The following is a 15,615-nucleotide window of genomic DNA, read 5'->3' as shown; positions in this document are numbered from 1 at the left end:
GGTCAAGCCGGAGGAAAAGCCGCCCGAGCCAAAGCCCATGCCGGTCGAACAGCCGGTCGACAGCCCACCCCCGCCAACACCGCAGGCCGAGCCCGCGCCCGGCAATGACGCGCTCACCGCGCGCGAAGGCGCAGGGCCGTCCAACTATGGGCTGGCGGCAGGCGACGGCAGTGGCTCGCGGATCGGCGGCAAGGCGGGGGGCGGCGGCGATCCGTTCGGTGCCTATGCCAATATCGCGATGAGCGACATCCGCCGCGCCGCGCAAACCGATCCTGCCTTGAAGGGGCGTTTCACCGTCCGCTTGGCGGTCGCCGTGTCGCCGGAAGGGCAGATCGTCTCTGTCCGGCTGCTCTCCGGTACCGGGGATACGAAGCGCGATGCGGCGATCGAACGCCGTCTCTCCGGCCTGCAACTTTCGCAGCGTCCGCCCGCTGGCCTGCCGGTCATGCGCATCGAACTCAACGCCCGGTCATGACGGCCGCCGTCATGCCAGCCCGAACTCCCAAGGGGGAAAATCACGTGTCCGATATCATGCTCAAACGCCGCCGCCTCAAACCTGCGCTGATGGCCTGTGCCGCCGGCGTCACGTTGCTCGCGTCGCCCGCCCTGGCCCAGGAGCGCCGGGTCGATGGCGAGAAGATCCTCGAACTGCTGGTCGCCAAGGGCGTGATCAGCAGAGGCGATGCCGACGCGATCATCAGCCAGGCTGAGGTGGTCACGCCCGCACCACAGTCCCAGGCTGCCATCCCGCCGGGCGGCGTCGCTGCCGATGGCACTCAGATCGTGCCTTATGTGCCGCAGATGGTGCGCGATCAGATCGTGCAGCAAGTGCGCGCCGAACTCGGCACCCAGGCACAGAGCGAAGGCTGGTCCAAGCCCGGCGAGACGCCCGAATGGACGCGCCGCATTACGCTGTACGGCGATGTCCGCCTGCGCGGCGAGGCGCGCTTCTACGACAAGAATAACGGCGACATCTTCACCAATTATGGCGCGATCAATCACGGCAGTCCGCAGAACGTCAACGATCTGACGCCGGGCTGGATTCCGCCCGCTTTCGTCAACACGCTGGAGGATCGTCAGCGCGTCCGGTTACGCGCGCGCCTGGGCGTCAAGGCGCGTATCGACGACTGGATCACGGCCGATGTGCGGATCGCCACGGGTGCGGACAATTCGCCGATCTCGCTGAACCAGACATTGGGTGCGGATGGCACCGGAAAGTATGAGCTCTGGCTCGACCGCGCCTCGTTTCGATTGACGCCGATGAAGGACGTCAATGTCGATTTCGGTCGCTTCGCCAACCCGTTCTGGGTGAGCGACCTTATGTTCGACAATGACATGAACTTCGATGGCGTCGCAGTGTCGAGCCGTGCATCGATCGGTAAGCGCTTTGCGCTGTTCGGCGCCGCCGGTGCGTTTCCGGTGTTCAACACCGACCTCAATTTCGGCTCGCGCAACGCCCCTGAAGGCAAGGGCGGCCCCTATAAGAGCAAGGACAAATATCTGCTCGCCGCGCAGGCCGGGTTCGATTTCAAGCCGACCGACCGGATCAATGTCCGGCTGGGCGCGGGCTATTTCCATTATACCGGGGTCGAGGGCGAGGTGTCCGCGCCTTGCTACTGGTATGAACTCACTTGCTCGACTGACGCCACGCGGCCGGCCTTTCAGCAATTCGGCAACACCATGTTCCCGATCCGCAACATCATTCCAGATCCCAACGATCCGGTCGGTAGCCCGAAGAATCAGTATTTCGGCCTGGCAACGGGGTTCCGGATTCTCAACCTGCGCGGCGCGGTCGACTATAAGGCGTCCGACAGCTTTGGCGTGCGGTTTGAGGGCGACTTCGTCAAGAACCTGGCCTGGAATCGCAGCAAGGTTGCCGCCCGCGCCTGGAACAATCTGGGACCGCAGATCAGCGTTCCCGATCCGGCAAAGCCCGGCCAGACCCTTCTTATCGACGGGCCCTATGACGGTGGCAGTATCGGCTGGTCGTCACGGGTGACCGTCGGATCGGTCCTTAACCTCAACTGGTATGGCGACTGGACCGCGAAGCCCGGCGACTGGAACGCCTATGCCGGCTACCGCCATCTGGAATCCGACGCGGTGATCGACGCGTTCGCCGATAGCGACATGCATATCGGCGGCACCAACAACAAGGGCTGGACGGTCGGCGGCAATTACGCGTTCGGTAAGAATACCATCTTCGGCGTGCGCTGGCTGTCGGCCGATCAGATCGCCGACGCGCCCTTCTCGGTCGATCGAATATTCGTCGATCTGATGACGCGGTTCTGACGAGAATGACCGCGCATCTGCTGACCTGTCGAGCGCGGTTGCGCCATGCTTCCCCAAGCCGTCATCGCATGATGGTGCGAGACTGCGGATGGTTCGTTGCGCTGATCGCGTTTTTCATCGGGCGTGTTGCTCTTGCTCAGGAGGCAGCAGGTGAAGCGGACCAGATGAAGCCGTCGTCCCGGATCGGCGAGGTGGCGCCGTCGCCTGCGCTGTGCGTCCAGGTCGATATCGCGGGCCGCAAAGCCGGGCATCTCGATTGCGCGACGCAGAAGCTCGAGGCGGCGGCGCGCGCCGCACAGAAGCAGGCGCGTGCCGCGATCGAGGCGCCGGTTCCCGGCGCAGGTTCGGCTGATGTCGAAGTGGGCGTGTCGAGCCTGCCGGGGTCGCGCCTGCGGATGGGCGGCAATCTCGGCAATTCTGCCTATCCGTCGCGCCCCAATCGTATCCCGCCACCAGTCCGTCCGGGAGGCCGGCCATGAGCGTGCTCATCCCTTCCGACGGCACGCGCCGTCACATCGCTTTCCTTTTTTTCGCACAGGATGCGGCGGTCCAGCCTCTCTTCCGGAGCGGCCGACCGTCTTGCTGGAGTTCCGCTCGATGACCAACGCCAAACGCCGCTCGCCCCATGCTCCCTCGATCCGCCAGCGCCTGCTGATCGGTGTCTCGCTCGGGTCGCTGATGCTCGCCGGCGTGGCTGCGGCGCAAACGCGCGGCTTCGGCAATCGTGGCGGCGGCAGTCCGGTCGACAACGCCATTCGTCAGGCGCAGCAGCAGGCCGCGAGCCAGGCCCAGACCAGCAGCGCCAGCCAGCGCGCCGTCAACAGCTTCCGGCGGGCAGCGGCGACGCGCAAGGCGATGAGCGACGCCCAGGCAGCGGCGCGGGCGGCGGCGAAAGCGGCGCAATCAACCGTTCCCAACGGCCTCGGCCAGGGCGGGCTGCAGGTCGCAGGCGGTGTCCCGCGGGATCCCAGCCTGTGGATCGGCGCCAACGGCCCGACACAGGCGACGGGCACTGATGGCCGCACCGTGGTCACGATCGGCCAGACCGAAAGCAAGGCGATCCTCACCTGGGACAGCTTCAATGTCGGGCGCGAGACCGATCTCGTGTTCAATCAGAAGGGCAATACCGACTGGGTAGCGCTCAACCGCGTCAGTGCCGGGACTGATCCGACCAAGATCCTCGGGACCATCAAGGCCGACGGATCGGTTTACATCATCAACCGGAATGGGATCATTTTCGGTGGCGCGTCTCAGGTCAATACCCGCAATCTGATCGCGTCGACCGCCAATATCGCCAATGATCAGTTCCTCAATCGCGGCATTTATTCGAGTCTGTCGGGCCCCAGCTATGTGCCGGTCTTTACCGGGGCGGGCGGCGCGGTGACGGTCGAGGCCGGCGCGCAGATCACCACCCATACCCCCAAATCGGTGACGGCGGGCGGCGGGTTCGTGCTGTTGATGGGCACCGCGGTCACCAATGCCGGATCGATCACCACGCCGCGCGGCCAGACCGCGCTTGTCGCTGGCGACGACTTCATCCTGCGGCGTGGTTTCGGCACGAATGAAGGGCAGTCTTCCACGACGCGCGGCAATGAAGTGCGTGGTTTCATCACCAGCGCCTCGACCACCGGCGCGGTCAGCAATATCGGCCAGATCGAAGCCAGCGAAGGGGACATCACTCTTGGCGGGCGGACAATCCGCCAGGACGGCGTGCTGGTATCGACCACCAGCGTCAATCAACGCGGCTCGATCCATTTGCTCAACTCCGCAGCCGATACCAAGGGCTCAGTGACTTTGGGCAAGGACAGCCTGACGCTGATCCTGCCCGAACTCGACAGCAATGCCACCGCGCTCAACAGCCAGCGTGATGCGCTGGCCAAGCCCGCTGCCCAGACGGTCGATGTCACACTGGGCGGATTCGATGATCGATCGACTCTCTCCGACCGGCTCGACCAGAGCCGCGTCGAGATCGTCACCGGTGGCACGGTGCGGTTCGAGGGCGGGTCGCAGACGATGGCGCAGGGCGGCCAGGTCGCCGTGCAGGCCAGCCGGGGCCGCATTACCGTCGCCGATGGGGCGTCGATCGACGTCTCGGGTGTCAGGGGTGTGTCGCTCGATATGGGCAGCAACGCGATCAAGGTGAATGTCCAGGGCAATGAGCTGCGCGACAGCCCGGGCAATCGCGAGGATTCCCGCATCAAGAGCCAGAATGTCTGGATCGACGTTCGTGACCTCGTCCTGCTGCCCGACGGCACCGGCGGCTATGCGGGTGATCGCTGGTACACGCCGGGCGGCCTGCTGGAGGTGGGTGGCTATCTGGCAAATACGGCGCACGGCATTGGTGAATGGACGGCGGTTGGCGGCACCATCACGCTGTCGGGCAATGAAGTGATCGCGCAGAAGGGTGCGCAGTTCGACATCTCCGGCGGCTCGCTCGACTATCGGTCGGGCCTGATCCGCTCCACCCGGGTGATGGGCGCGGACGGCCGGATGTACGACATCCGCAACGCGCCCGCCGGCATGAAGATGGTCGCGGTCGGCAACGCCTTCATGGCCAAGCATGATCGCTGGGGATCGCAATATACCGAGGTCTATTCACACCCCTTCTTCAGCCGCGGCACATCGACACGCTGGGAGGAGGGTTACACCGTCGGTCGCGATGCCGGCCGGCTGATCCTCTCGACACCGACCGCGATCATGGAAGGGGACATCCATGCCGAGGTGATCAATGGCGATCGCCAGACCCGGGCGCGTGCCGATGGCGTCACCGACGGTTATGCGCTGGGCCAGCATACGGTCGCCAAGGCCGGCACGCTGGTGCTCGGCCGCTTTGGCTTGCTCGGGCCGGCGCTTTACAACACCGATGTCCGGATCGGCGATGTCGCGAATGTGACGGGTGATCTGGCGGCTGGCGCGGCGCTTCCCGTCGACCGGACCAACACCGCCTGGTTCGACGCCAGGCATCTGAACGCGCAAGGGCTGGGTGGGATCGAGCTCGGCACGCGCGGGACGATCAGGATCGAGCGCGACCTGGTGCTGGCCGACGCCGGTGAGGTCAAGCTGTTCGCGCCGGTGATCGATATCGCCGCCAATGTCACGGCGCGGGGCGGCAGCGTGCTGGCGAGCAATTTCTTCCGCGGCGGCCCCGATCAGGGCGGATCGGACACGCTGATCAAGAATGGCGGCTCGACCATCACACTGCGCAAGGGCGCCACGCTCGACCTGCGCGGACTGTGGGTCAATACGGCGCTGAATGCCGCGGATGCCAACAAGCTTGGCCTGATCGACGGCGGTTCGGTGCGGTTCGAATCCACCCATGACGTGACGCTCGAAAAGGGCAGCCTGATCGACGTGTCTTCGGGCGGCGCCATGCTGGGTCAGGGCGCCACGCGGGGCGGGCGCGGCGGCGACGTCACCCTGATCGCCGATATGGACTCCTCGGTGGTCACCGCAGACGGCCTGTTGCGGCTGGATGGCGACATCCGTGCCTATGGTGTCGCCGGCGGCGGCACGCTGAAACTGGAATCGGGCACTGCCGTCGTGATCGGCGGCAAAGCAGTGAAGACGGACGGCGTCCTCGGCGCGGGCGAGCAGGCGCTGGTCGATCTGGTGCTGATGGAGGATTATCAGGTCAAGGTCGGTGACATTCTCCCGGTCGATTACAATTATACCCGAACGCGTGTGCTTCCCGGCGAGGCCATTGGCGGCAACATCTTCATCAACGGCTCTCGACTTTATCCACGCGTTACGCTGGCAGCGGACTGGACACCGCCAAGGCCAGTGAGTGGCCGGTACTCCATGCGGGTGAGGCAGCCCGGACAAGCATCTGCAGGATTCTACGCCGTCGAGAGCGACGCCGGATCGCCGGTCCCGACATTTCGGGCAGGGTCGATTATCGAAAGTCTGGGCACCAACAGTTTTGATGCACCGATGCCGCCCGGCTATGTTCTGCCGCGGGACGCCTTTCCCAACGGCGTAACCGTTTTGCCGCAACCGGCGACATTGCCGAGAGGTGCCGTCGCGCTGTTCGACTTCACGATCAGCAGCGGCACGCGTGTTCAGGCGGGGGCGGCGTTCGGCAAGGCATTGGCCGTCAAGCCGACCCTGTCGATCGATCCGGCTCTCTTCCAGACCGGTTTTTCCAGTTATGACGTCGCTGGCCGACATGGTCTGGTCGTCGGCAAAGACACGACGCTCGATGTCACCATGCCGGTCTATCGCGTCACCGCAGCGGCCAGCACGATCGCCACCGGTGCCAATCCGCGCGACGCGCTGGAGCTATGGACCCCGCCGACTTATCAGGCCGATCCGGTCGCGGGGCAATTGACACAGCGCGCCGGTGCCAGCCTGACACTTGGCTCCACATTGAACGGCCCGCTCACGGTGAGTGCCGGGGCCAGGATCACGGTCGATCCGGGACAGCGGATGAGCCTGTCGGGTCGTGACACCGTCGCGATCAATGGCACGCTGAATGCGTGGGGCGGAACGATCGCTCTGCGGGGCGATTATCGCGACGTCGCTCATCCGGGGCTGGTGTGGATCGGGGAAACGGCAGTGCTCGATGCCGCGGCGCGCGCCGTCACCGCGATCGATCAGCAGGGGCGCCGCTATGGGCTGGTGGCCGATGGAGGCACGATCAGCATCGGCGGGGGGCTGGACTGGGAAGAAACGGGCCAGGCCGCGGCGCCCGACGCCTTTGTCGTCATTCGCCCCGGCGCCTTGCTCGACGCCTCGGGAACGCGGGCGATCCTGGATATTCCAGGCGGCGGTGGGAACATGGCATCCACGCCGGTGGCGGTGGCCAGTGATGGCGGCTCGATCATCATCAAATCCAGCATCGGACTTCATCTCGATGGCAGCTTGCGCGCGGCGGCCGGTGGCGACGGCGCCGCTGGCGGGACGCTGGCGCTGGCGCTCGAAAGCCCCAATTACGAGACCTATCTCGCGACCAGCTATATATTGCGGCACCGCGAATTCATTCTTGCGCAACAGCAAGGCGACAGCCTGATTCCGGCAACCGCGACTGCCCTGGATGTCCGTGGCAATCTGACGGTGGGCGCGACGCGTGTCGGCGTGGACCGCATCGCAGCCGGCGGGTTCGACAATCTGTCGCTGCTGGTGGACGGTCCGCTCAGTTTCGATGGCAACGTCCGCCTTGATATGCGGCAAAGCCTGCGGCTCTATGCGGGCGCTTATGCGCTGAGCGAGGGAGCCTCGGCGACTACGAAGGTATCCTTGTCCGCTTCCTATGTGCGGCTCGCCGGCGTGACGCGCTATAAGTTGGATAATCACCTCCTGCCGTTCGTTGGCTGGCGGAGCGGGCCGTCACAACAGGAAAGCAACGCCGTCTTCTCGATCACGGCGGACATGGTCGATATTCGCGACCGTGTCGGTTTTGGCGCTCGCGGGGACGTCAATATCCTGTCATCGACCTATACTGTCGACCGCCGGGGATTCGCGTTGGTCGATCTGACCAGCCGCGGTGATCTGCGCATACTTGGCGGCACGGCCGGGCTTGGGCTGAGCGGCGCCACCACCACTGAACTGGCGACGCCGGGCGACATCAACCTGACCGCCGCGCAAATCTATCCGGGCACTGGCGCGGGTGGCTATATCACCGCCGGCTATACCGTGGAGGGCGGCCTTGCCGCGGGCAGCGTTCTCAACATTCGTCGCTATGGCAATGGCGAGGCCGCCATGCCCTATTCGGTTTTCGGGTCACTGATTTTTTCGGCTGAAACCATCAATCAGGGTGGTGTGGTCCGAGCGCCGCTGGGGCAGATCCGGTTCGGCGGCGTTCGGCAATTTGCCTATCCGGACGTCGTGAATCTGCTGGCGGGCAGCCTGACCTCGGTCAGTGGCGCAGGGCTGGTCATACCCTATGGCGGTACGGTCGATGGATTGAGCTATTTCTACAATGGCGCGAAGGTCAAGCTCAACGGCGTCGGCGATCCACTTGCTGCGGTCATTTCCTTCCAGGCCAGCCACGTCAACGCGGAAAAGGGGTCGACCCTCGACCTGTCGGGCGGCGGCGAATTGCTTGGTGCAGGCTTCATCACTGGCCGGGGCGGGTCGGTCGATATCCTCAAGACACCATTGGCCAATGCGGGGCCAGGCTATAAATTCAGTTCAGCGGACAGTGCCGTCTATGCGATCGTGCCGTCGAGCACCGTCGGCTATGCGCCGGTCACACCCGAAGCCGGTTACGGCGCGCCGGGGATCGGGCGGCAGATCACCATTCCAGCCGGCGTGCCCGGCCTGCCGGCCGGCACCTATACGCTGATGCCCTCTACCTATGCCCTGCTGCCCGGTGCGTTCCGCGTCGAGATCGGTAAGGGCGACCGGATCGGTCTGTCTGGCGTTTCTGCGCTTGGCAACGGTTCCTACGTCGCCGCCGGGCATCTCGGCATCGCAAATACCACCATTCGCGATGTGCTGCCCAGCCAGGTCGTCATCACCCCTGGGGCGATTGTGCGCACCCATTCGGGCTATAACGAGATGGGATATAATGCCTTCGTTATGGCTGATGCGGCGCGGATCGGCGTGCCGCGTGCCCTGCTGACGTCGGACGCGAAGACGCTCGACCTGAATTTCTATCTGGCCAAGCCCGATGCCGCCGATCATCGGCCCGTCTTGACGCTCGATGGTGCGGTGCGCCTGAATGCCGAGGCGAAGAGCAACGGCTATGGCGGCGTGGTCCTGGCGCGCGGGGTGAGCGAGGTCCTGGCACCCGGTCAGGTCGCAACCGAGGGCCTGGCTGGTGTGTCGATCAGCGCAGACGCCCTCAACGCCCTCAATGCCCCGCGTCTGGTGCTGAACGGTTCCTTCGCCTCGGCCTATGGTCAGAGCGGGCGGTTTGTGTCTTTCGACGCCATGGGCGATGGCGATTTCGTCTTGCGCAGCGGTGCCAGTCTAAAGGCTGCCGAGGTCGTTCTCGTTGGAAACGATATCACCATCGAGGAGGGCGCATCGATCGATACCATCGGCCATGGCGCGACCAGCTTTGATTCCAGCAACGGCTATGTGTTCACCGGCAATGGCGTGCTGGCGGTCTCCAATGGCTGGTTCAATCTGATCCTGAGTCAGCCGGCGGGAGAATCGAGTATCGTTCCCAAAATCAATATCGGTGCTTGCGTGACCCTGGCGTGCGACGGCACCACCCGGCTTCTTTCCGAAGGGACGATCGCAGTCGCGTCGAGGGGCGCGCTGACCATTGCGGACAATGTTTCCTACGGTACGAAGAATCTCGTGCTCGGCCTGTCGGCGGTCAATCTTGGCGAGAATGCCAGCCTCGCGGCGGCGGCCGCCGCCGGACGGCTTCCCGATGGTCTGGCGCTGAACCAGAGCCGGCTGGCGGAACTGCTGGCGGGCAATACCGCAACGGGGGCGCCGAAGCTCGAGACGCTGGTCCTGAACGCGCGCGATGCGGTCAATATCTTCGGTTCGGTCAGCCTCGACACGATCAATCCCGCCACCGGCATATCTTCGCTCGGGCGGCTGGTTCTCGGCACGCCCGCCATCTACGGCTATGGCGCGGCGGGTGATGTCGCCAGCATCCGCACCGGCGAGTTCATCTGGACCGGCGCACCGGGTGCGCCCGGCGCCGCGATGGCCGGAATGCTCGGCGACGGCACGCTCGACATTGCGGCCAAATCGATCCTGTTCGGCTATGGCCCCAATACTCAACCCAGCAGTACCGCAGTCGACGACCGGCTGACCCTGGGCTTCTCGCGAGTCAATCTGACCGCGAGCGAGCGCATCACGTCGAGCGGCAAGGGATCGCTGTCGGTCTATCATCGCCAGGGCGATTATGTCACCGGCAAGGGCTACAGCCACACTGGCGGCGACCTCGCGATCACCACTGCGCTGATGACCGGCGAGGCCGGGTCGGTCAATCGCATCGCTGCCGGTGGCGCGGTCACAGTGACGGCCCCGGCGGGCGCTACGACACCAGCGACCAGCAATGCGCTGGGTGCGACCCTGGAACTGTCCGGGCGCAGCATCAGCGTCGATACCGCTGTGGTGCTGCCGTCGGGACGCCTTGCGTTGACGGCGGTCGATGACATCGTGCTGGGCAGCAGGGCGCGGCTCGATCTGTCGGGTCGCGAAGTCACGATGTTCGACGTCAAGAAATATAGCTGGGGCGGCGACCTGCTGCTGACCAGCACCGGCGGCGACATCACCCAGACGGCGGGATCGGTCATCGACCTGTCGGCGAAGAACAACCGTGGCGGCACCCTGACGCTGACGGCGCTTGGCGCAGGAGCGGGCCATGTCGCTCTGGCAGGCCGGGTTCTCGGTGCGGCCACCGGCAATTATGACGCCGGCGGCACGTTCGTTCCCTATGACGCGGCTGAAATCATCGTTCGCGCCCAGACCCTCGCCGACTTTTCGGGCTTGAATGGGCGATTGACGGAGGGCGGTGTGTTCGGTGCACGCCGGTTCCAGATCAAGCAGGGCGACCTGACGGTTGGCGATGAGGTCAAGGCGCATGCCGTCGAGATCGTGCTCGACGGCGGCGATCTGACGATCAATGGCAAGATAGACGCCAGCGGCGCCCAGGTCGGATCGATCCGACTGGCGGCTATGGGTGACCTGACCATCAACGGCACGCTCGATGCGCACGGGACCGGGCTGCGGCTCGACAGTTATGGCAAGATCATCGACAGCCCCAATCGTGCCGCCGTCGAGCTGACGACGCGGGAAGGCCGGCTGACTCTGGCCGACAGCGCCAGGGTGGACCTGCGCGCGGGGACGGAATCGACACGCGGCGATGGCAAGGCACGTGGCACGCTGGATCTGATTGCACCGCGTATCGGGGCCAATGACCTGGCGGTCGATGTGCTGGGCACGCTGGACGTTGTGGGAGCCAAGACCGTCGCCGTCTATGGCCTGCGCAGCTATGACGACGCGCCGCTGGCATTGCTGCCTGATGTAACGGGCCATCGGCCCCAGATCATCACTCAGGCGCTGCTCGACGGCATCGATATGGATAGCCAGGTCTATATCAACGCCGCATTGGGCAACGCCGCGCTCGGTGCGCGCCTGACGGGCCTTGGTGCCTATCATCTCCGGCCGGGCGTCGAGATCATCGGCAAGGTCAGTGCCGACAATCCCAATGGCGACCTGACCGTATCGGGCGACCTCGACCTGTCGGGCTATCGCTATGGTCCTGGAGCCGATCGCAACAATCCCGCGCGGCGCGGCTTTGGCGAGCCCGGGATGCTGCAGATCCGCGCCGCCGGTGACGTCAATATCCATGGCAGCATCAATGACGGGTTCGCGCCACCGCCCGAAACGCCGGACGACAAGGGCTGGAGGCTGACAGAGTCGAACATCGGTGACCCGTTCGGCGGCGACATCGTCGTGCCGATCGATGGCGTCGTGCTGGATGTCGGCACGAGCTTCCCGCCCGGAACGACACTCAACTACGACGTGCCGGTCGACGCGATGACGCTGCCGGCGGGAACAGTGCTGCCGGTGGACGTGGTGTTGATGGGTGATGTCAACCTTTCGGCTGGCACTGTTGTCGCCGCCAACATCTACAATGCCGATGGCAGCCTGGCCTATGCCGCCGGGTCGGTGATGAAATCCGCTGTCACGCTTGGTGCGGGCATGAAGCTCGGTGCCGGCACGCCACTGCGCGCGGCGACGTCCATCGCGGCGCTCACCTGGCCAAAGGGCGTGGCGTTGCCCGTGGGGATGAGCATCACCTCACCCGTTACCCTGGCACAAGGGTCGTTGATTCCCGCGATGACGCATGTCGAGTTGCTGGGGAATCAGCCGGTCGACCTGCGTCCGATCGTGAATGGCGTTCAGGGACGCAACTGGGCGGTGGCGCCGATGCTGGGCGATGGCGCGACGTCGTGGAATCTCACGCTGACCGCCGGCGCGGACCTGGCATCGGCCGATCGGCGCGCGCTGAATCCTGCTTCGTCCGGTTCGGTGAAGCTGGCCGATGCCCATTATATCCTTGGTTTCACGACCGAAACGATCGGCGGTGGAACCGCTTATTGGGCGGAGGGCAATTTCTTCGAATATCCAGCCAACACTCTGGTCTCTCCGGAAGATCTCATGTGGTGCGACATTGATCCCGGCCAATGCGTAATCAAGAATGATTATGTCTGGACTGACAAGAATTCGCTTGGCCGCCCGGCTGGCTCAGCGATCGCCGAGAAAGACCTGTTCTGGTGTGACTCCAATCCAGAATTCTGCAAGGTGGTCGAGGCCAGGGTGATCGTGACGGGTAGCGCGCCGGCGGCACCGGCGTTCAGCGTCATTCGGACGGGCGCGGCCGATCTCGATGTGATCGCCGCGGGCGATATTCGCATGGACTCCCTCTACGGCATCTATACCGCCGGGGCCGCGACGAGCGTCGATGCAGTGTTCGATCGACCGCGCGGCATGGGGGGCAACGGAACGCCGCTGGGGAACCAGCCCGTCGACTATGCCCCGGCGCTTGCTACCTACCATGCCTGGTATCCCGACCAAGGCGGCAATGTGCTGATCTCGGCAGGCCGGAATCTGATTGGCGACGTCAAGGGCACACCCGGCAACGGCATCGCGGGAATGACCGCGGTGGGCAATTGGCTCTGGCGTCAGGGATCGGGAACGGCGGCGCTGGATGAGATGATTCCGACCGCCTGGTGGATCAACTTCGGCAGCTATGTGCCGTTTAAGGAGCCGAGCGGCGCGATCCACCCGCAACTGGCCGGGTTCACCGGCATTGGCGCGCTTGGCGGCGGTGATGTAACCATCCGGGTCGGCGGGGATGCCGGAGCGATCGACTTCCGCGGCTATCAGGGCGCGATGAATGGGCCGGCGGCGCGCAGCCAGGCTTTGGTGGTCGCGGTCGGTGGGACAGGCCGGGTCACTGCGGGTGGCGCCCTGACGCTGACCGGCGGCGGCGACATCGATATGCGGATCGCCGGTGCGCTCAATCCCATCGGTGATCTCAACGGCACGCAGCATGAGCGGCATTCGATCAACGGTACTGTGACGAATCTGCGCGGCGCGACGCGGATCGGCGCAGCCTCGATGGGTGTCGTGAAGGCGCAGTATACCGGCGTTATCGGTGTCGGCGAGATCGACCCCAGAGTCGTCGATCCTTTTGAACGCGTCTATGCCGATGCGCGTGCGGGCCTGGTTCTGGTGCCGGGAGATTCCGCGGTCTATCTGGAGACATTGGGCGATCTCGTCCTGGGCGGCGTTGGCGATCCGGGGCGTGGCCGGACACCGAACCTGTCGGGCTTCTCGTCGGGCGGAACTGTTTATGATCGGGGCGGGCAGAGCTGGTTCTCGCTCTGGACCGATCACACCGCGATCAATCTGGTCTCTGCCGGCGGTGACATGGTGCCGGGCACTGGAGGGGATGAACCGAACCTCGACGGCGGAGCCAGCGACATTGCGGACACACTTCCCTCGATCCTGCGGGTCGCGGCGCTGAGCGGCGACCTCTATTTCGGCACCTCGGCACGGGTGAACAGCATTCCCGGCTCGACCTTCGACACGCTGCGCCCGTCCGCAGCGGCTGAACTCGAAATCCTGGCGGCCGGCTCGATCCATGCCGGGCAACGGACGCCGTTCGAGCCTTATGTCGGCCGACATACGATTGCGCTGTCCGGTTCGGCAATTGCCCTGCCGACACCCTTCAATCCGGCCTTTTTCGGGAGTATTGACGGAGGGCCGGAACTGGTCAGCAATCTTTCTCCCGAAAGCTTGCCGGGATCTTATGCCAGCCTGTTCGCATTCGGGCGAAATACCGCGGAAAACGGCCTTGATCGTCCTCTCGACGCTCCGCCAATCCGGCTCTACGCGCTCAGAGGCGACATTGTCGGCCTGGGCACTGGACGCCGAATCCTGCTCGGCGACCTGTTGACCTTGTACGAGGCCAGCGCGCCGGTGTGGATGAAGGCGGGGCGGGACATCGTCAGTGTCGGAACCCCGCCCGGGGAGGTCGCCTATGGCGTATCGGGGGCCAATTATCGCACCAACCTGATCGTCCACAATAATGCCACCGATGTTTCGATCGTCCAGGCGGGCCGCGACATATTATACGCCAATTTCGAGATCGCCGGGCCGGGTACGCTGGAAGTGTCGGCGGGCCGCAATATCCTGCAGGAAGGCAGGGGCTCATTCATCTCGATCGGACCAGTCGCGATCGGCGATACCCGTCCCGGCGCCGGCATCTCCCTGATGGCCGGAATGGGGGCGAACGGGCCGAATTTCTCGGCCATACGCACCCGCTATCTCGATCCGGCCAATCTCGCTGATCCGAAGCGTCCGCTAGCCGATCAGGACGGCAAGGTCGCCAAGACCTATGAGAAGGAATTGGCCGGCTGGCTCGACGGTCGCTATGGTTTCAAGGGAACCACGACCGAAGCGCTGGCCTATTTCGACGCGCTGGCGCCGGAACAGCAGCGCGTCTTCCTGCGCGATGTCTATTACGCCGAACTGCGCGAAGGCGGCCGGGAATATAATGAACCCGACAGCAGCCGCTTCGCCTCCTATCTGCGCGGCCGAGAGATGATCGGCACCTTGTTCCCGGACAAGGACAAGGACGGCAAGGACATTGTCCGCACCGGCGACATCATCATGTTCGGCGGTTCGGGGGTCCGCACCAGTTTCGGCGGTGATATTCAGATGATGGCGCCTGGCGGGCAGATCGTGGTTGGCGTTCAGGGCGTGGTGCCGCCGGCATCCTCCGGCCTGATCACCCAGGGCCAGGGCAACATCCAGCTGTTCAGCGAAAAGAGCCTGTTGCTGGGCCTGTCGCGGATCATGACCACGTTTGGCGGCAGTATCTTCGCCTGGTCCGAACAGGGCGACATCAATGCCGGGCGCGGGTCGAAGACCAGCATATTGTTCACCCCGCCACGGCGTACCAGCGACCGATACGGCAATGTCGCGCTTGCGCCGCAAGTGCCGTCGTCGGGCGCGGGCATCGCCACGCTCAACCCGATCCCGGAAGTCGCACCCGGCGATATCGATCTGATCGCGCCGCTCGGCACGATCGACGCGGGTGAAGCCGGTATCCGCGTCTCGGGCAATATCAACCTCGCCGCGCTTCAGGTCCTCAACGCCGCCAATATCGAGGTGCAGGGCAACGCCAAGGGTATCCCGCTGCCCCCGGTGGTGAACACCGGGGCGTTGTCGGCCGCCTCCGCCGCAACCAGTTCGGTCGTCGCGGAAGCCACTCGGCTTGCCGAACGCGCCCGGCCGCCGATCCGGACGGACGTACCCATCATCTTCACCGTCCGACTGCTCGGTTTCGGTGAATAAAGCTTTGAACGGGCGTCGCGCCGCCGCATTTGTCAGGAGCTTTCG

4 protein-coding genes are annotated in these 15,615 nt (G+C 64.7%); all 4 read left to right on the top strand.

Annotated features, from left to right (window positions below; all coding sequences use genetic code 11):
• On the top strand, positions 1 to 475 hold a 475-nt coding region (locus tag OO12_RS08155; protein WP_034158190.1), incomplete at its 5' end, for a TonB C-terminal domain-containing protein.
• Positions 476 to 519: 44 nt separating this feature from the next.
• Positions 520 to 2,289: a putative porin gene (locus tag OO12_RS08150; protein ID WP_235364713.1), complete on the top strand. Its 1,770-nt coding sequence runs from the start codon at positions 520 to 522 to the stop codon at positions 2,287 to 2,289.
• A gap of 68 nt (positions 2,290 to 2,357) precedes the next feature.
• On the top strand, positions 2,358 to 2,768 hold the full coding sequence (locus tag OO12_RS27960; protein WP_034158169.1) for a hypothetical protein: 411 nt from the start codon (positions 2,358 to 2,360) through the stop codon (positions 2,766 to 2,768).
• 118 nt (positions 2,769 to 2,886) lie between these two features.
• Positions 2,887 to 15,570 (top strand): filamentous haemagglutinin family protein, encoded by a 12,684-nt coding sequence (locus OO12_RS08140; RefSeq protein WP_052215662.1) that lies wholly within the window; start codon positions 2,887 to 2,889, stop codon positions 15,568 to 15,570.
• Positions 15,571 to 15,615: the final 45 nt, after the last annotated feature.

This window comes from Sphingomonas sp. ERG5 (genome assembly GCF_000803065.1).
Classification (GTDB): Bacteria; Pseudomonadota; Alphaproteobacteria; order Sphingomonadales; family Sphingomonadaceae; genus Sphingomonas.
Note: the sequence above shows the minus strand (reverse complement) of the source record. Positions and strands in the feature narration are given on the sequence as shown.

Coding starts and splice junctions, on each gene's coding strand:
- OO12_RS27960 (WP_034158169.1), top strand. CDS start 2,358: ATGATGGTGCGAGACTGCGGATGGTTCGTTGCGCTGATCGCGTTTTTC.
- OO12_RS08140 (WP_052215662.1), top strand. CDS start 2,887: ATGACCAACGCCAAACGCCGCTCGCCCCATGCTCCCTCGATCCGCCAG.